Here is a 16869-nt window from a genome sequence, read left to right on the forward strand (position 1 = left end):
GTAGCGGCCGGCTTGCCGGCCAAGAGGCCTAGAGCCCCGCCACCAGCAGCTCTTCCAGGGCCAGCAGGTCCGGCACCTTGGCCACCTGCTCGGCCACCTGCACCGCGGCCTTTTCCAGCGCAGCCAGGGGCACGTCGACATAGCTCAACTGGCTGTCGAGCTTGCAGGAGCGGGGAATGCCCTGCACCAGCAGGGCCATGAACTTCAGCTCCGGGCGACCGCCCAGGGCATTGAGCACGACGATCCGCGCCCGCTCGCCAATCACGGTCCTGCCACCGCAGGCCGACTCGAAGCTGATCAGCGGAATCCGCCGCTCGCGCCACAGCACCCGACCCAGGTACCAGGGCGGTGAATCCAGGTCGAAGGTGCCCTGCTGATAGTCGATCAGCTCGGCCACGGCCACGTTGGGCAGGATCAGGGTACGGTCGGCCAGGGGCAGCAGCAGCCCGGTGAGAGTGCTGGCGCGGTGATCAAGCATGGGTCTTGCTCCACAGGGCGATGCTTTCCAGCAGCACCGACTCTTGATAGGGCTTGCCGAGGTAGTCGTTGACGCCGATGGCCATGGCCCGGTCGCGGTGTTTCTGGCCGGTGCGGGAGGTGATCATGATGATCGGCAGGTGTTGCAGGCGCGGGTCGTTGCGTACCTGGATCGCTACCTCGAAGCCATCCATGCGCGGCATTTCGATGTCCAGCAGCATCAGGTCCGGGGTGTGCTCGGCCAGCAGCGCCATGGCGTCGACCCCATCCTTGGCGGTGAGCACATTCATGCCGTGGCGCTCCAGCAGGCGGCTGGTGACCTTGCGCACCGTGACCGAGTCGTCCACCACCAGCACCAGCATCGGCCGCGGCGGTTGCACCTCGCTGGCCGGCTCGTCGCCCGCCAGGCGCGGCAGCGGTGCCTGGGCCTGCAAGGCGCGGATATGCGCCAGCAAATCGAGAATCAGCACCACCCGACCATCGCCGAGAATCGTCGCCCCGGACAGCCCCTGGACCGCGGCGAACTGCGGCCCCAGGCTCTTGACCACGATTTCCCGGGTGCCGGCGGTGGTATCCACCTGCACCGCGATGCGCTGCTCGTTGCAGTGCACCAGCAGCACCGGCAGCGGCTGCACCTGGCCCAGCAGCTTCGGCCGTGGCACGGTGTGCAGCAGCTCCCCCAGGTAGCACAGCTGATAAGACTGGCCGGCGTACTCATAGCGCGGTGGGTCGAGCTGGTAGTAGCCGTCCAGCTCTGCGGGCAGCACCCGGACAATGCCCTCCACGGTATTCAGCGGAATCGCGTACTGCTCGTCGGCGCACTGCACCATCAGCGCGCGGTTGACCGACACGGTGAACGGCAGGCGAATGCGAAAATGCACGCCCTGGCCGGCAACCGAGTCGATGCTCATGCTGCCGCCCAACTGGCGCACCTCTTCATGGACCACGTCCATGCCCACCCCGCGCCCGGAAATCTGGGTGATCTTCTCGGCGGTGGAAAACCCCGGCTGCATGATGAATTGCAGCACTTCGCGGTCGCTGAGCTGCGCCTCGGGGTCCAGCAGGCCGCGCTTGATGGCTTTTTTGCGCACGGCTTCCAGGGGCACCCCGGCGCCGTCGTCGCGCATGTCGAAAATCATGTCGCCGCCCTCGCGGGACAGGTCCAGGCTGATCCGCCCCTGTGCCGGCTTGCCTGCCGCAAGGCGCGCCTCGGCCGATTCCAGACCGTGGTCCACGGCGTTGCGCAGCATGTGTTCCAGGGGCGCGACCATGCGTTCGAGAACGTTGCGGTCCATTTCCCCTTCGGCGTTGCCGACCACGAACTCCACGTCCTTGCCCAGCTCTTCGGCCACCTGGCGGACGATGCGCTTGAGCCTGGGCACCATGCGCTCGAACGGCACCATGCGCGTGCGCATCAGGCCTTCCTGCAATTCGGTGTTGATCCGGCCCTGCTGCTGCAACAGGTTCTCGGCGTCGTGGTTGCGCCGGTCCAGGGTTTCCTTGAGGTCCAGCAGGTCCGAAGCCGATTCGAACAGGGCCCGGGACAGCTGCTGCAACTGCGAGTGGCGGTCCATTTCCAGGGGGTCGAACTCTTCGTAGCCCAGGCGCTCGGCCTCCACCTGCTGGCGGCTGAGAATCCGCCCCTGGGTTTCGGTGTCCAGGCGGCGCAACTGGTCGCGCATGCGCTCGATGGTGGTTTCCATCTCGCCCAATGCCGTGCGCGCATCGTTGACTTGTTGTTCGATACGGCCACGGAAGATCGAGGTTTCCCCGGCCAGGTTCACCAGGTCGTCCAGCAGCTCTGCCGAGACCTTGACCATGTCCCCCGCCACTGCCGCTTCCGCCGCGGGCGCAGCGGGCTCGGGCTTGGTGCTGGGCAGTGCAGCTTCTGCGGCAACGCCGGTCGCTACCCGCGGATGGCTCAGGTCGTGGATCGCATCGATGAGCTTCTGGGCCGGCTCGATGGGCTGGCCGGCACGGGCCGCATCGAGCATCTGGGCCAGGCGGTCGTGGCTCTTCTGCAACAGGGTGAACAACACCGGGCTGGGTTGCAGCAGGCCGGCGGACAGGCCTTCGAAGAGAAATTCCAGTTCATGGGCCAGATCGCCGATGGGGGCGATTTCCACCATGCGCGCACCGCCCTTGAGGGTGTGCAGGTCGCGCAGCAGGGTTTCCACTTCCTGGCGACCCTGGGGCTCGGCCTGCCAGCGGGCCAGGGCCGCGGCAGAGCTGTCGATGATGTCGAAACCTTCTTCGAGGAAGATTTCCAGCAGCTCCGGGTCCTGGGCCGCACGGTCTTCCTCGACCGTGCCCTGGGCCACTTCGCCGGTGCTGGCGGCCTGCTGCCGGTACGACCGCACAGCCTCGATCTGCGCCCGGGATTCGTCTAGGGGATGCTGCCCCTGCAACTGTTCCAGCAGCAGTGCCAGTTGCTCGTGGCTGCTGCGCAACAGCAGGCCCAGGTGCTGGCTGTGGCTGTAGCGCCGGTCCACCAGCCCCTCGTACAGCGACTCCAGCTCCTGGGCCAGTTCCGCCACCGGTGCCACTTCGGCCATCCGTGCGCCGCCCTTGAGGGTGTGCAGGTCTCGCTGCAGGGAAGACAGCGGCGCGCCATTGTCCGGGTCGGCCAGCCAGCGCTGCAGGGCCTGGTCGGCGCTTTCGAGGATATCCACCGCCTCTTCGAGGAAGATCTCGACAATTTCGTCGTCCGCCTGCATCGGGGCCTCGGCCTGCTCCAGGCGGGCCGTGGCCGCGCCCAGTTCGCTGATGCTCAGGGCGCGGCTGCCATCGCTCTTGATCAGGCCCGTGGCAGAAGGGTCCAGACCTTCATCCAGCAGCTCGCGCAAGGCCTGCACCCGTTCCGGGCGCGGGCTGACTTCCTGGCCTGCGGCCAGCTCGTCGAGCATGTTGATCAAGGCATCATGGGCGCTTTCGGCTTCGTGGAAGAAACGCTCGCTGACGGCCAGGCTGCTCTCTTCCACCGCGCCATAGAGATCGAGCAAGGCTTCGCACAGCTCGTCCACCGGGTGCAGGTCGGCCAGGTGCGCGCCCTCGCCCAGGGTGGTCAACTCATCCAGCAGGGCGCTGAGTTCCTGACGCTCGCCCGGGTGCTGCTGCCAACGGCGCAGCAGGCTTTCGGCATCCAGCAGGATGTCCATGCCCTGGGCCAGGAAGTTGTTGATCAACTGCGGGTCGCGCTTGGCCCGGGGCGCGCTGTCCGGGGCGCTGAGCAGGGTTTCCAGGCGCTCCCCCAGCAGGGCCAGGGCGCGGCCCACCAGGGAGCGGGCGCCATCGATGGGCGCCAGCGGGTCGCTGTCCAGCTGCCGCAAGCCCCGGCGCAGCAGGCCTTCGGCTTCCAGCAGCAGCTCCACCTCGTCCAGGTCCAGGGGGATCAAGTGCGCCCGGTATTCCCGGGCCAATTGGTCCAGAGGGCCGGCCAGCTCGGCAATCGGCAGCACTCCGGCCATGGAGGCGCTGCCCTTGAGGGTGTGCAGGGCCCGTTGCAGTTCGTCGCTGGCCTGCAGCGGTACGTGTTCGGCGGCCTGCTCGAGAAAGCGGTTGATGCTGTCCAGGTGGGTCTGGGCCTCGGTGCGGAAGATCTCCAGCAACTGCGGGTCCAAGGCCTCGGCCGGCACTGGCGCCGAGCCTTGCGCGCCATTGGCCAGGGCATGGGCCCGGGCGGCCAGGCGGTCGACATCGTCGCGCTGGCGCTGGGCCTGCTGGGCGAACTCGGCGATCAGTTCCGGCAACAGTTGCAGGGTGTCGGCCACCAGTTGCCGGGCTTCGACACCGGGCTCCACGCTGTGCTCCAGCACCCGGTTGAGAAGGTTTTCCACCGCCCAGGCCAGCTCTCCCAGCACCAGCGCGCGCACCATGCGCCCGCTGCCCTTGAGGGTGTGGAAGGCCCGGCGCAGTTCGCTCAGGGCAGATGTGCCATGGGGGTCCGCGGCCCAGCGCGGCAGATACTCGCGCAGCATCTCCAGCACTTCCTCGGTTTCTTCGAGGAAGACTTCCCGCAGTTCATCGTCCACCGGCTCCTCGTCCCCTGGCGGCGGCAACAGGCTGCCCGGGGTAATCAGGGCCGGCGGGTTGAGGGCCGAGACCGGCACCGCCAGGACATCCGCCAGGGACTGCGCCACTCGGGGATCGTCCAGCTCTTGCAGGTCCTGCATCACCAGGGCTTCGCTGGGGCTCAGGGGCTGATCGAGCAACGGCACCTGCTCCACCGGCACATAGCCCAGGGCGAGCAGGCCCTGCTGGGCCACATCGAGGATCTTCTCCCCCGGCGCCTCGTGATCCTCGCTCAGGCGTTCCAGGTAGTACTCCAGGCTGGTGAGCACATCCGCCAGGTGGTCCAGTTGCTGCCAGTCGGGCCGGGAACGGGCCGCCAGCAGGTGTTCGACGACAAACTGCTGGCAGGCCTGCATCAGCCCCGCCGCGCGGGGCAGCGGGATCATCGCCAGGGCGCCGCGCACCTGGGTCAGCAGCTCGGGCAGCGCCTGCAGGTGTTCGGCGTCCCAGTCGGCCTCGATGCACTCGGCGATCAGGTCCTTGGCCTGGTGCAGGCAAACCCGCGCCTCCTGGATCACCAACTGGTGGATCTGGGTCAGGTCGGTGGTGGGCAGGCGGCTTTCCTCACGGCTTTCGGGCTCCACGGTGCCGGCCATGCCGGCCAGGGTCGCTTCCACGTACAGCAGGGCCCCCGCCACATCCATCAGCACCGCGTCGTCCGGCGCGCGCTGGCCCTGGGCCAGGCTCTGGACCACCGCCAACTGATCGATGATGACCTTGCGCGGCTGGCCGAAGCCCAGCACCGCCAGGGTGTCGGCGATCTGCCGCAGGGGCGACAGCAGCCCTTCGAGGTCGTCCGTGTGCTGGCGGTCGCTGCGCACGAACAGGTCGAGGCGTTCCTTGACCCGCACCAAGCCATCGCACACCGCGGTCAGCACCGAGCGCATGGCATCCCGGTCGGGGCCGGCCAGGCGGGCCCGCTCCTCGTCCACCACCGCGCTGTCGGGCAAGGCGTCATCCAGTCCGTAACGTTCTTTCATGGTCAGCATCAATGGGGTGGGATGGCGCGCCTTGGCGATATAGAACAGCAGGCTCTTGAGCAATTCATCGGGGGCCGGCCGGTTGATCCCGGCCATGCCCTGTTCCAGCAGACGCTTGAGCTCCTTGTCGGCATCCTTGAGCAGGCTGCGCACCGCCGGGCTGTTGGCGATCTCGTCGTGGCGCATGCCTTCCACCAGGGCCGAGGCGATATGCCACAAGGGCGCCAGCGGGGCGTCCTGGCACAAGGCTTCCAGGCGTTCGAAGACCTTGGCCATGTAGCCCAGGCTCTGCTCGTCATCCTGCTCGCGCAGCAGATCCACCAGGGCGGTCTGCAACATGTGTCGCAGCTTGCGCAACTGGTTGGGCAATTCCAGGGGTTCCAAAGCCGCCAGGGCCTTGTCGCTCAGGGGCGGCAGGCTGGGCAGTTGAGGGCTGAACAAGCTGGTTTCCGAGAGCAGGCTCTCGCCCCGGGCACTGCGCAGGTCGTTGAGCAGCGGCAGCACCACCAGCGGCAGGTCGCGCCGCGCGCTCTGCACCCGGTCCAGGTACTGGGGCAACTGGCCGATGGCCTGGCGCAGCAGGCGCAGGGCTTCGTCGCGCTGGGCCACGCGCCCCTGCTGCAGGGCCAGGGCGAGCTTTTCCATTTCTTCAGCCAGCAGCGCGGCGCCGTAGAACTCCACCATCTGCAGGCTGCCATGGACCAGGTGAATGCCTTCCAGGCACTGGTCGATGGCCTCCAGGGCCTGGGGATCGTCCGCCAGATGCTCCAGCGCCTGATGCGCCTGCTTCAGGGTCTCGGCAATTTCGCCCTTGACCCACTCCAGGGCTACATAGTCGTGCCGATCAACCATAACCACTCCAGTCAAAGCCTTGTGTCAGCGGTTGTCATTCGGGGCCGGGCCCCGGGTGGCCGGCAGGGTGAAGCCGGACACCGAGCGGCGCAGCTGGCTGGCCATCTTCGCCAGATTGCCGATGCTCTCGGCGGTGGCGGTGGAACCGGACGAAGTCTGCGAGGTGATCTGCTGGATCACGTTCATGGTCAGGGAAATCTGCCCGGCCGAAGAGGTCTGCTGCTGGGCCGCGTTGGAGATGCTCTGGATCAGCGCCGCCAGGGTCTTGGACACGCCTTCGATCTCTTCCAGGGCCACCCCGGCGTCCTGGGCCAGGCGCGCGCCGCGCACCACTTCGGTGGTGGTCTGCTCCATGGAGATCACCGCCTCGTTGGTGTCGGTCTGGATCGCCCGCACCAGGGTCTCGATCTGCCGCGTGGCTGCCGAGGAACGCTCCGCCAGCCGCTGCACCTCGTCGGCCACCACGGCAAAGCCGCGCCCGGCGTCACCGGCCATGGAGGCCTGGATCGCCGCGTTGAGGGCGAGGATGTTGGTCTGGTCGGCAATGTCGTCGATCAGGCTGACGATATCGCCGATCTCCTGGGAAGACTCGCCCAGACGCTTGATCCGCTTGGCGGTGTCCTGGATCTGCTCACGAATGTTGTCCATGCCGTGAATGGTGTTGTGCACCACCTCGTTGCCCTTGTTGGCGATTTCCACCGAGCGCTCGGCCACCGCCGAGGATTCCGCGGCGTTGGCCGATACCTGGTCGATGGACTGGGCCATTTCGTTGATCGCCGTGGAGGCTTCGGAAATCTGCTGGGCCTGATGCTCCGAGGCTTCGGCCAGTTGCATGGCGGTGGCCTGGGTTTCCTGCACTGCGCCGGCCACCTGGCCGGCGGTGAGGTTGATGGTGGCCACCAGGTCACGCAGCTGGTCGACGGAATAATTGATGGAGTCGGCAATGGTGCCGGTGAAGTCCTCGGTCACCGAAGCGGTGACCGTGAGGTCGCCGTCGGCCAGGTCCTCGATCTCGTCCAGCAAACGCATGATCGCGTTCTGATTGCGCTCGTTCTTCTCTGCGGTCTCGCGCAACTGGCGGTTGGTCTCGCGCACCATCACCAGGCCGATGAGGATGATCGAGGCCAGGGCCAGCAGGCCCAGGACGTAGCCGCCGATGGTGTCCAGCTTGCGGCTGCCGGCCAGGTTCTCGAAGCCGCTGGCCAGCAGCGAAGCTTCGTCCAGCAGGGTCTGGGACAGGCTGAAGATGTTGCTCGCCGACTCGCGGACCTGGAACAGCTCGGGGGAGGTTTCGAGGATCTCGTCCACGGAGCCGGAGACGAACTCGAACAACTCGGAAATCTCCGCCAGCCGCCCCCGGGCATCCGGGTCTTCCACCTGGCTGATCTTCAGCCCCGGGTTGCCCTGCAACATGCCGTTGAGCACCTGGCCGAAGCGCGCGGCATCGCGACCGAAGGCATCGGCGGCCTGGACCGCGTTTTCGTCGCCGGCCAGCACCGTGTTGACCGCACCGAGAATCCGCTCGGCCAGCAGCGACTGGCGCTGGGCCATGGCCACCTGGGCCGCCGGGGCGCCACGCTGGAGCAGGATCTCGACGACCTTTTCATACTCCACCTGCAATTGCGGCACGGTTTCCGCCAGGGTTGCCGCCACCTGGTGCAGGGACAGCACGGTCTGCTCGCTGGCGAGAATCGCGTCGGTGTTTTTCAGCAGTTTTTCCCAGTCCAGCTGCACCGCGCGCATTTCCTGGCGCAAGGCCACCGGGGCCCCGGGCAGCCCGGTGTCCGGGTCACCCTTTTTCAGGTAGCCCCAGCGCCGGGCGAAATCGTTGCGCGCATCCCCCAGCAGCTTGAACGCCGCAGCCTTGCCCGCCGCCGCTTCGGTGGCGTTCTTGGCAATGCGCTGGGACAGCACCCGCAGCTCGCCGGCATGGCCGATGTACTGTTTGTCGTAGGTGGCCTGGGTATTGAGGTAAGCGAAGTTGGCGAACAACAGCATGATGAACACGATCAGTGCGATGAACAGCACGATGATCTGCGAGCGACTGCGGGAGCCTTCCAGGGGCTTGCCGGTTTTGGCTTTGGTCATCGATCAGGCCTGTGGCGAGCGGGCGGTCCCGCATTCGAGTGCCCGGGGCGCGCGCAACGCCGGGGCAGCATGGGTTGATCCAGGGAAACACGCGCTTCCCGTGGCACGGCCAACGGGTTGCCCAGGCGCCGGGGCGCCCTTCACGCTGCCACCTCCAGGAACCCCGGCGAACGGGCCAGGGCGAAGGGGCTGAAGACCTGCCAGACCTGATCGCGGCGGAACTGGCCCTGCAGGTAGGGGTTGACCGCGGCGTCGGCAAAGTCGGTGATGCCGGGCTCCAGGCTGTCCTGGGCAAAGTGCTGCAGGCCGGCCACCTCGTCCACCAGCAGGCCGGCGAACAGCTCCTTGTACTCCACCACCAGCACCCGTCGCTGCTTGCGCAGGGGCGACAGCTCATGGCCGAAGAAACCGCACAGGTCCATGATCGGCAGCAGCCGCCCGCGCAGGTTGGCGACGCCCTTGACCCAGGGCTTGACCCCGGGCAGCAGGGTGTAGCGCGGCTCGTGCAGGACTTCGCTGATCTCGCCCATGGCGGCCACGTACCAATGCTCGCCCAGGCGAAAGCCGATGCCGCTCCAGCTGTGCTGGCGGGTTTCCTGGGACGGCAGGTCGGCGGCCAGCAAGCGGCAGCGCTGGTCGATCTCCAGCAGCAGCTCGAAGGCGGTCTGGGATTGGCTCATGGCGCGGCTGTCAGCCGGCCAGGACGTTGTTCAGGGTCTTGATCAGGGTCTCTTCGTCCACCGGTTTGGTCAGGTAGTCCTTGGCGCCCTGGCGGGTGCCCCAGACCTTGTCGGTTTCCTGATCCTTGGTGGTGATGATGATCACCGGGATATGGCTGGTCTCGGCATCCTTGGTCAACTGGCGGGTCGCCTGGAAACCGTTGAGGCCGGGCATGACGATGTCCATCAGCACCGCGTCGGGCTTTTCTTCCCGGGCCAGGGCCACGCCGTCGGCACCGTTCTCGGCCTTGAGCACTTCATGGCCGTGCTTTTCCAGCATGCCGGTGAGTTTGTACATTTCAGTCGGCGAGTCATCGACGATCAGAATACGAGCCATGGTCTTCCCCATACGGTATAGGCGCGCGGCCTGCTGGCCGGGCGTCGCTGTGCGTGTCTACTGTGGCGCAAGCGCGACAAAGTCCGGGACATGGGCCTTGATCGCGCTCAGCAGTTCTTCCTTGCTGAAGGGTTTGGTCAAAAACTGGTCGGAGCCGACGATGCGCCCCTTGGCCTTGTCGAACAGGCCATCCTTGGAAGACAGCATGATCACCGGGATGGACTTGAACGCGCTGTTGTTCTTCACCAGCGCACAGGTCTGATAGCCGTCGAGCCGCGGCATCATGATGTCGACGAAGATGATGCCGGGGTGATGGTCGACGATCTTCGACAGGGCTTCGAAGCCGTCCACTGCGGTGATGACCTCGCAACCGACGTTCTTCAGCAGCATTTCGGCCGTGCGGCGAATCGTCTTCGAATCGTCGATCACCATCACCTTCAAGGCGTTGGAATGCTGTTCCATATCTGCTCTGTCATCGCCCCAGCGAATGATTTGGTCCGGTACCGCCGGGCAATGGGTGAAACCCTTGAACTTCAAGGCTTGGGCCCGGCCTGCGAGCCTTTTTAGCACACTCTCCCCCCTGCAATCTATGGACCACGCCAGGCAGTGGTTTTTCCTTGACCCAGGCCCCTGTCAGCGCCACTCTGACGCCACTTTTTTTGCCTCGCTCCCACTCATTTTCTTAAAGGAATCCACCCATGAGCGTTCGCGTCGGGATTGTCATGGACCCTATCGCCAGCATCTCCTACAAGAAGGACAGCTCGCTGGCCATGCTGCTGGCCGCCCAGGAGCGCGGCTGGACCCTCTTCTATATGGAACAGCGCGACCTGTACCAGGGCGCCGGCGTGGCCCGGGCCCGCATGCGCCCGCTGCAAGTGTTCGCCAACCCGCAGAAGTGGTTCGAGCTGGACGCCGAGATCGACTGCCCGCTGAGCGATCTGGACGTGATCCTGATGCGCAAGGACCCGCCCTTCGACATGGAGTTCGTCTACTCCACCTACCTGCTGGAACAGGCCGAAAGCGCTGGCGTGCTGGTGGTCAACAAGCCCCAGAGCCTGCGTGACTGCAACGAAAAGCTGTTTGCCACGCTGTTCCCCCAGTGCACCCCGCCCACCGTGGTCAGCCGCCGCGCCGACGTGCTGCGCGAGTTCGCGGCCCAGCATGGCGATGTGATCCTCAAGCCCCTGGATGGCATGGGCGGCACCTCGATCTTCCGCCACCGCGCGGGTGATCCGAACCTGTCGGTGATCCTGGAAACCCTGACCGTGCTCGGCAGCCAGCAGATCATGGCCCAGGCCTACCTGCCGGCAATCAAGGACGGTGACAAGCGCATCCTGATGATCGACGGCGAACCGGTGGATTACTGCCTGGCGCGCATCCCCGCCGCCGGTGAAACCCGCGGCAACCTGGCGGCCGGCGGTCGTGGCGAAGCCCGCCCGCTGAGCGACAAGGACCGCTGGATCGCCGCCCAGGTCGGCCCGACCCTGCGGGCCAAGGGCCTGCTGTTCGTCGGCCTCGACGTGATCGGCGAACACCTGACGGAAATCAACGTCACCAGCCCCACCTGCATCCGTGAAATCGACAACGCCTTCGGCACCAACATCGGCGCGATGCTGATGGATGCCATCGATCAGAAGCTCAAGGCCAAGTGATGTAGAACAACCAAGCACAAACCAACATTGCGTTATCATGCGCCGCCTGTGAAACCGTGATGTTGGTTGTGTGATGCCTCCTGTGATGTCGAACTGCCGATGAGCCTCCCGTCCGATCTGCCCCCCGAGCTTGCCCATAGCGGCGTGCGTGCGGCCGATCGCCTGGGTTTTACCCTGTTCCTGGCGGCGCTCCTGCACCTGGCACTGATCCTCGGCCTGGGCTTTTCCTTCGCCGAGCCCAAGGCCATCAGCAAGACCCTGGAAATCACCCTGGCCACCTTCAAGAGCGAGACCAAGCCGAAGAAGGCCGACTTCCTCGCCCAGGACAACCAGCAGGGCAGCGGCACCCTGGACAAGAAGGCCATTCCGAAAACCACCGAAGTCGCACCGTTCCAGGACAACTCGGTGAAGAAGGTCACGCCGCCGCCCTCGGTCAAGCCCGAGGTCAAGGACACCGCGCCCAAGGCCGCCGTGGCCACCACCGCGCCCAAGCCGAAAAAGACCGTCACCCAGCGTGAAGAGGTCAAGAAAGACCCGACGCCCAAGGCCCCCACTCCGACGTTCGACAGCTCGCAACTGTCCAGCGAGATTTCCAGCCTGGAAGCCGAGCTGGCCAACGAACAGCAGTTGTATGCCAAACGCCCGCGCATCCACCGCCTCAGCGCCGCCTCTACCATGCGCGACAAGGGCGCCTGGTATAAGGACGAATGGCGCAAGAAGGTCGAGCGCATCGGCAACCTCAACTACCCCGAGGAAGCCCGGCGCAAGCAGATCTACGGCAACTTGCGGCTGATGGTCTCGATCAACCGTGACGGCTCGCTGTATGAAGTGCTGGTGCTGGAGTCCTCCGGGCAACCGCTGCTGGACCAGGCGGCCCAGCGCATCGTGCGCCTGGCGGCGCCGTTCGCCCCCTTTACCGGCGACCTGTCGGACATCGACCGCCTGGAAATCATCCGCACCTGGCGCTTCGCCCGGGGCGACAAGCTTTCCAGCAACTGATCGGCCGGCAATCGGCCGCGTGACAGCGCCATGGCCGCACATCGCCAGCTTGTCAGCCGGGCCCGCCACCGCCACACTAGCGCTCATGAAAAATGTCAGCCCAAGCTATCTCAAGCATCATTTCCTGATCGCCATGCCCCATATGGCCGACCCGAACTTTGCGCAGACCTTGACCTACATCGTCGAGCACAACGCCAGTGGCGCCATGGGCCTGGTGGTCAACCGCCCCCAGGACCTGAACCTGGCCGATATCCTCGAACAATTGCGCCCTGACCAAGAGCCGTCCCTGCTGTGCCAGCACGTGCCCATTTTCAGCGGTGGCCCGGTGCAGACCGATCGCGGCTTCGTCCTGCACCCCAACGGCCCGGTCTACCAGGCCACGGTGGAACTCGAGGGGCTGTCCCTGTCCACGTCCCAGGACGTGCTGTTCGCCATCGCCGATGGCGTGGGCCCGGCCAAGAGCCTGATCGCCCTGGGCTATGCCGGCTGGGAAGCCGGGCAGCTGGAAGCCGAACTGGCGGACAACGCCTGGCTGACCTGCCCCTTCGACGCCGACATCCTGTTCAACACCAGCAGCGAACTGCGCCTGGAAGCCGCCGCCCGGCACCTGGGGGTCAACCTCAGCCTGCTCACCAGCCAGGCGGGCCACGCCTGATGGCCCTGCGACTGATCCTCGGCTTCGACTACGGCACCAAGCAGATCGGCGTTGCCGTGGGCCAGGCCATCACCGGCCAGGCCCGGGAGCTGTGCACCCTCAAGGCGCAGAACGGGGTGCCCGACTGGAACCAGGTGGAAGCCCTGATCAAGGAATGGAAGCCCGACGCCGTGGTGGTGGGCCTGCCCCTGAACATGGACGGCAGCCCCAGCGACATGTGCGTGCGCGCCGAAAAGTTCGCCCGGCGCCTGAACGGCCGCTTCAATGTGCCCTTCTATACCCACGACGAACGCCTGACCACCTTCGAGGCCAAGGGTGAACGCCTGGCCCGGGGCGGCCAGAAAGGCAGTTACCGCGACAACCCGGTGGACGCCATCGCCGCCGCCCTGCTGCTGCAAGGCTGGCTCGATGAAAACGCCGGCCTGTTGAACACCTGAGACCACATCCTGAAGATGCGCGGCCCCGGGGCTGCGCGCCTCCTGGCCCAACACCAGCCGTAAGTTCCCGCGCCCAGCTGCCCGGCAGCAGGCGCGAGCCCACGAAGGAGCCACCATGAGCCTGCCCAATCCCGCCGCCCTGATCAGCCAGATGGCCGCTGATCTCAATGCCCACCTGGCCCAGCGCGCCATCAGCGAGCCACGCTTCATCGGTATCCGTACCGGCGGCGTCTGGGTGGCCCAGGCCCTGCTGGAAGCCCTGGGCAGCGATTCGCCCCTGGGTACCCTGGACGTGTCCTTCTACCGCGACGACTTCAGCCAGAACGGCCTGCACCCGCAGGTGCGTCCTTCGGAGCTGCCGTTCGAGATCGAAGGCCAGCACCTGGTGCTGATCGACGACGTGCTGATGAGCGGCCGGACCATCCGCGCCGCCCTCAACGAACTGTTCGACTACGGCCGGCCGGCCAGCGTGACCCTGGTCTGCCTGCTGGACCTGAACGCCGCTGAACTGCCGATCCGTCCGAATGTGGTGGGCGCGACCCTGTCGCTGGCCGCCCACGAGCGGGTAAAATTGTCCGGTCCTGCGCCGCTTCAACTCGAGCTCCAAGACCTCGCCCTCTAACTCGCCCTTTTAAGAGTCCATTGCGATGACGCCTCTAGACGCCAAGCGCCCGCTGCAGCTCAACGATCAGGGCCAGCTGCGCCACTTCCTGTCCCTCGACGGCCTGAACCGCGAGCTGCTGACGGAAATCCTCGACACCGCCGACTCGTTCCTCGAAGTCGGCGCCCGGGCGGTGAAGAAAGTCCCGCTGCTGCGCGGCAAGACCGTGTGCAATGTGTTCTTCGAGAACTCCACCCGAACCCGCACTACCTTCGAACTGGCGGCCCAGCGGCTGTCGGCGGACGTGATCACCCTGAATGTCTCGACCTCTTCGGCGAGCAAGGGTGAAACCCTGCTGGACACCCTGCGCAACCTGGAAGCCATGGCCGCCGACATGTTCGTGGTGCGCCACGGCGACTCCGGCGCCGCGCACTTCATCGCCGAACACGTGTGCCCGCAAGTGGCGATCATCAACGGCGGCGACGGCCGTCACGCCCACCCGACCCAGGGCATGCTCGACATGCTGACCATTCGCCGGCACAAGGGCGGCTTCGAGAACCTCTCGGTAGCCATCGTCGGCGACATCCTGCACTCGCGAGTGGCGCGTTCGAACATGCTGGCGCTGAAAACCCTCGGCTGCCCGGACATCCGCGTGATCGCGCCGAAAACCCTGCTGCCCATCGGCATCGAGCAGTACGGGGTCAAGGTCTACACCGACATGACCGAAGGCCTGAAGGACGTGGACGTGGTGATCATGCTGCGCCTGCAGCGTGAACGCATGCAGGGCGGCCTGCTGCCCAGCGAAGGCGAGTTCTACCGCCTGTTCGGCCTGACCACCGCGCGCCTGGCCGGGGCCAAGCCCGACGCCATCGTCATGCACCCGGGTCCGATCAACCGCGGCGTGGAGATCGAATCGGCGGTAGCCGACGGCCCGCACTCGGTGATCCTCAACCAGGTGACCTACGGCATTGCAGTGCGCATGGCGGTACTGTCCATGGCCATGAGCGGGCAGACCGCCCAGCGACAATTCGAGCAGGAGAACGCCCAGTGAAGCTCAGCATTCTCGGCGCCCGCGTCATCGATCCAAGCAGCGGCCTGGATCAAACCACCGATCTGCACCTGGAAGCCGGCAAGATCGTCGCCATCGGCGCCGCGCCTGGCGGCTTCAATGCCGTTACCACCATCGACGCCAAGGGCCTGGTGGCCGCACCCGGCCTGGTGGACCTGAGCGTCGCCCTGCGCGAGCCGGGCTACAGCCGCAAGGGCAGCATTGCCAGCGAAACCCGCGCCGCAGCCGCCGGGGGCGTCACCAGCCTGTGCTGCCCGCCGCGCACCAAGCCAGTACTGGACACCTCGGCGGTGGCCGAACTGATCCTCGACCGCGCCCGCGAGGCCGGCAACAGCAAAGTGTTCCCCATTGGCGCCTTGAGCAAGGGCCTGGAAGGCGAGCAGCTTGCGGAGCTGATCGCATTGCGTGACGCCGGTTGCGTGGCCTTCGGCAACGGCCTGGAAGGTTTCCGCAGCACCCGCACCCTGTGCCGCGCCCTGGAATACGCCGCCACCTTCGACCTGACGGTGATCTTCCATTCCCAGGACCGCGACCTGGCCGAAGGCGGCCTGGCCCACGAAGGCGCCACCGCCAGCTTCCTCGGCCTGCCGGGTATCCCGGAAAGCGCGGAGACCGTGGCCCTGGCCCGGGACCTGCTGCTGGTGGAACAGAGCGGCGTGCGCGCCCACTTCAGCCAGCTGACCAGCGCCCGCGGCGTGGAGCTGATCGCCCAGGCCCAGGCCCGCGGCCTGCCGGTCACCGCCGATGTGGCGCTGTACCAGCTGATCCTGACCGACGAGGCGCTGATCGACTTCTCCAGCCTGTACCACGTGCAGCCGCCGCTGCGCTCGCGGGCCGACCGCGATGCCCTGCGCGAAGCGGTGAAGTCCGGGGTGGTGCAAGCCATTTCCAGCCATCACCAGCCCCATGAGCGGGACGCCAAGCTGGCGCCGTTCGGCGCCACCGAGCCGGGCATCAGCAGCGTCGAGCTGTTGTTGCCCCTGGCCCTGACCCTGGTGCAGGACGGCCTGCTGGACCTGCCGACCCTGCTGGCACGCCTGAGTGCCGGCCCCGCCGCGGCCTTGCGCCTGCCGGCAGGCAAGCTGGCAGCCGGTGGTGCGGCGGACCTGGTGCTGTTCGACCCGGCCAGTTCCACCGTGGCCGGCGAGCGCTGGCTCTCCAAGGGCGAAAACTGCCCGTTCCTCGGCCATAGCCTGCCGGGCGCGGTGCGCTACACCCTGGTGGACGGGCATATCAGCTATCAGGGCTGATCGCCTGGCAAACACCCTGTAGCCGCTGCCGCAGGCTGCGAACGGCGCCGAAGGAGCCGCCGCTCCTGATGGCGCCCTGCGGCAGTGGCTACAGGCTGCGCCATCACCGCCTGCGCCGATGACGGGATCAACGGCGCTTGGCGTTCTCCAGCGATACCTGATCGTTCAGGGTCCAGAAGTCGTACAGCACCCCCAGGAAGAACAGGCCGCCGGTGAACAGGTAGATCACCCCGCTCAGCCATTTGCCCTGGTACATGCGGTGCACGCCGAAAACCCCGAGGAAGGTCAGCAGAATCCAGGCCACGCTGTATTCCACCGGACCTGCGGTAAAGCGAAGGTCCGCTTCCCGGTCCATGGACGGGATCAGGAACAAGTCGATCAGCCAACCAATGCCCAGCAGACCGAAGGTGAAGAACCAGATAGTCCCGGTCACCGGCTTGCCGTAATAGAAGCGGTGGGCCCCGGTAAAACCGAAAATCCACAACAGGTAACCGATCACCTTGCTGTGGGTGTCATGGGTGGATGCATCCTGACGATAGGTGTTCATTAAGTGCCTCTTTGCAGGTGATAGATAAATATTCTTAAAAACTTTGTGACTTTTTTACAGGCATTCGACGTGCGGGCAATGTTACCTTCTGTTCCGCCAAAGCCTTGTACTGCCTGACTTCTGACGGTTTTCTGC

Annotated in this window: 14 protein-coding genes; 7 read left to right on the forward strand and 7 right to left on the reverse strand. The window is 66.0% G+C overall.

All coding sequences use genetic code 11. The annotated features are described in order from the left end of the window. Positions 1-28: 28 nt before the first annotated feature. From AC1RGE_RS22475 to pilG, 6 genes are all read right to left on the reverse strand, one after another. Complete coding sequence (locus tag AC1RGE_RS22475; protein WP_019095284.1) at positions 29-478, reverse strand: chemotaxis protein CheW; 450 nt, start codon at positions 476-478, stop codon at positions 29-31. Then, positions 471-6380 (reverse strand): hybrid sensor histidine kinase/response regulator, encoded by a 5910-nt coding sequence (locus AC1RGE_RS22480; RefSeq protein ID WP_492585058.1) that lies wholly within the window; start codon positions 6378-6380, stop codon positions 471-473. Before AC1RGE_RS22480 ends, AC1RGE_RS22475 begins: the two co-directional genes overlap by 8 nt. Positions 6381-6404: 24 nt before the next feature. Further along, positions 6405-8468, reverse strand: coding sequence for a methyl-accepting chemotaxis protein (locus tag AC1RGE_RS22485; protein ID WP_011063998.1), 2064 nt, complete (start codon positions 8466-8468; stop codon positions 6405-6407). Positions 8469-8608: 140 nt separating this feature from the next. Next, a complete protein-coding gene (locus tag AC1RGE_RS22490; RefSeq protein ID WP_011063999.1) occupies positions 8609-9148 on the reverse strand; it encodes a chemotaxis protein CheW in 540 nt (179 codons plus the stop codon). A gap of 10 nt (positions 9149-9158) precedes the next feature. Beyond that, positions 9159-9524 (reverse strand): twitching motility response regulator PilH, encoded by a 366-nt coding sequence (pilH, locus tag AC1RGE_RS22495; protein ID WP_011064000.1) that lies wholly within the window; start codon positions 9522-9524, stop codon positions 9159-9161. Positions 9525-9581: 57 nt separating this feature from the next. Next, entirely contained in the window at positions 9582-9986 is a 405-nt protein-coding gene (pilG, locus tag AC1RGE_RS22500; RefSeq protein ID WP_011064001.1) for a twitching motility response regulator PilG, read from the reverse strand. A gap of 236 nt (positions 9987-10222) precedes the next feature. Here pilG and gshB point away from each other — a divergent pair, with 236 nt between their 5' ends. From gshB to AC1RGE_RS22535, 7 genes are all read left to right on the forward strand, one after another. After that, a complete protein-coding gene (gene gshB / locus AC1RGE_RS22505) occupies positions 10223-11176 on the forward strand; it encodes a glutathione synthase (RefSeq protein WP_011064002.1) in 954 nt (317 codons plus the stop codon). Positions 11177-11275: 99 nt separating this feature from the next. Continuing rightward, complete coding sequence (locus AC1RGE_RS22510; RefSeq protein WP_011064003.1) at positions 11276-12175, forward strand: energy transducer TonB; 900 nt, start codon at positions 11276-11278, stop codon at positions 12173-12175. Between the two features lie 85 nt (positions 12176-12260). Continuing rightward, positions 12261-12830 carry a YqgE/AlgH family protein gene (locus AC1RGE_RS22515; protein ID WP_011064004.1) on the forward strand — a complete coding sequence of 190 codons (570 nt, stop codon included), beginning with the start codon at positions 12261-12263 and terminating at the stop codon, positions 12828-12830. Continuing rightward, positions 12830-13267: a Holliday junction resolvase RuvX gene (gene ruvX / locus AC1RGE_RS22520; protein WP_011064005.1), complete on the forward strand. Its 438-nt coding sequence runs from the start codon at positions 12830-12832 to the stop codon at positions 13265-13267. The genes AC1RGE_RS22515 and ruvX overlap by 1 nt, the downstream gene beginning before the upstream one ends. A gap of 115 nt (positions 13268-13382) precedes the next feature. Next, positions 13383-13889 (forward strand): bifunctional pyr operon transcriptional regulator/uracil phosphoribosyltransferase PyrR, encoded by a 507-nt coding sequence (gene pyrR / locus AC1RGE_RS22525; RefSeq protein WP_011064006.1) that lies wholly within the window; start codon positions 13383-13385, stop codon positions 13887-13889. Positions 13890-13914: 25 nt separating this feature from the next. Next, positions 13915-14919: an aspartate carbamoyltransferase catalytic subunit gene (locus tag AC1RGE_RS22530; RefSeq protein ID WP_011064007.1), complete on the forward strand. Its 1005-nt coding sequence runs from the start codon at positions 13915-13917 to the stop codon at positions 14917-14919. Beyond that, positions 14916-16187 carry a dihydroorotase gene (locus AC1RGE_RS22535; RefSeq protein WP_011064008.1) on the forward strand — a complete coding sequence of 424 codons (1272 nt, stop codon included), beginning with the start codon at positions 14916-14918 and terminating at the stop codon, positions 16185-16187. Before AC1RGE_RS22530 ends, AC1RGE_RS22535 begins: the two co-directional genes overlap by 4 nt. 127 nt (positions 16188-16314) lie before the next feature. On the opposite strand, the gene AC1RGE_RS22540 is transcribed toward AC1RGE_RS22535, so the two are convergent. Continuing rightward, entirely contained in the window at positions 16315-16734 is a 420-nt protein-coding gene (locus AC1RGE_RS22540) for an NINE protein (protein ID WP_011064009.1), read from the reverse strand. Positions 16735-16869 lie beyond the last annotated feature (135 nt).

The sequence above is a fragment of the Pseudomonas sp. GW823-FHT02C05 genome (assembly GCF_058797595.1).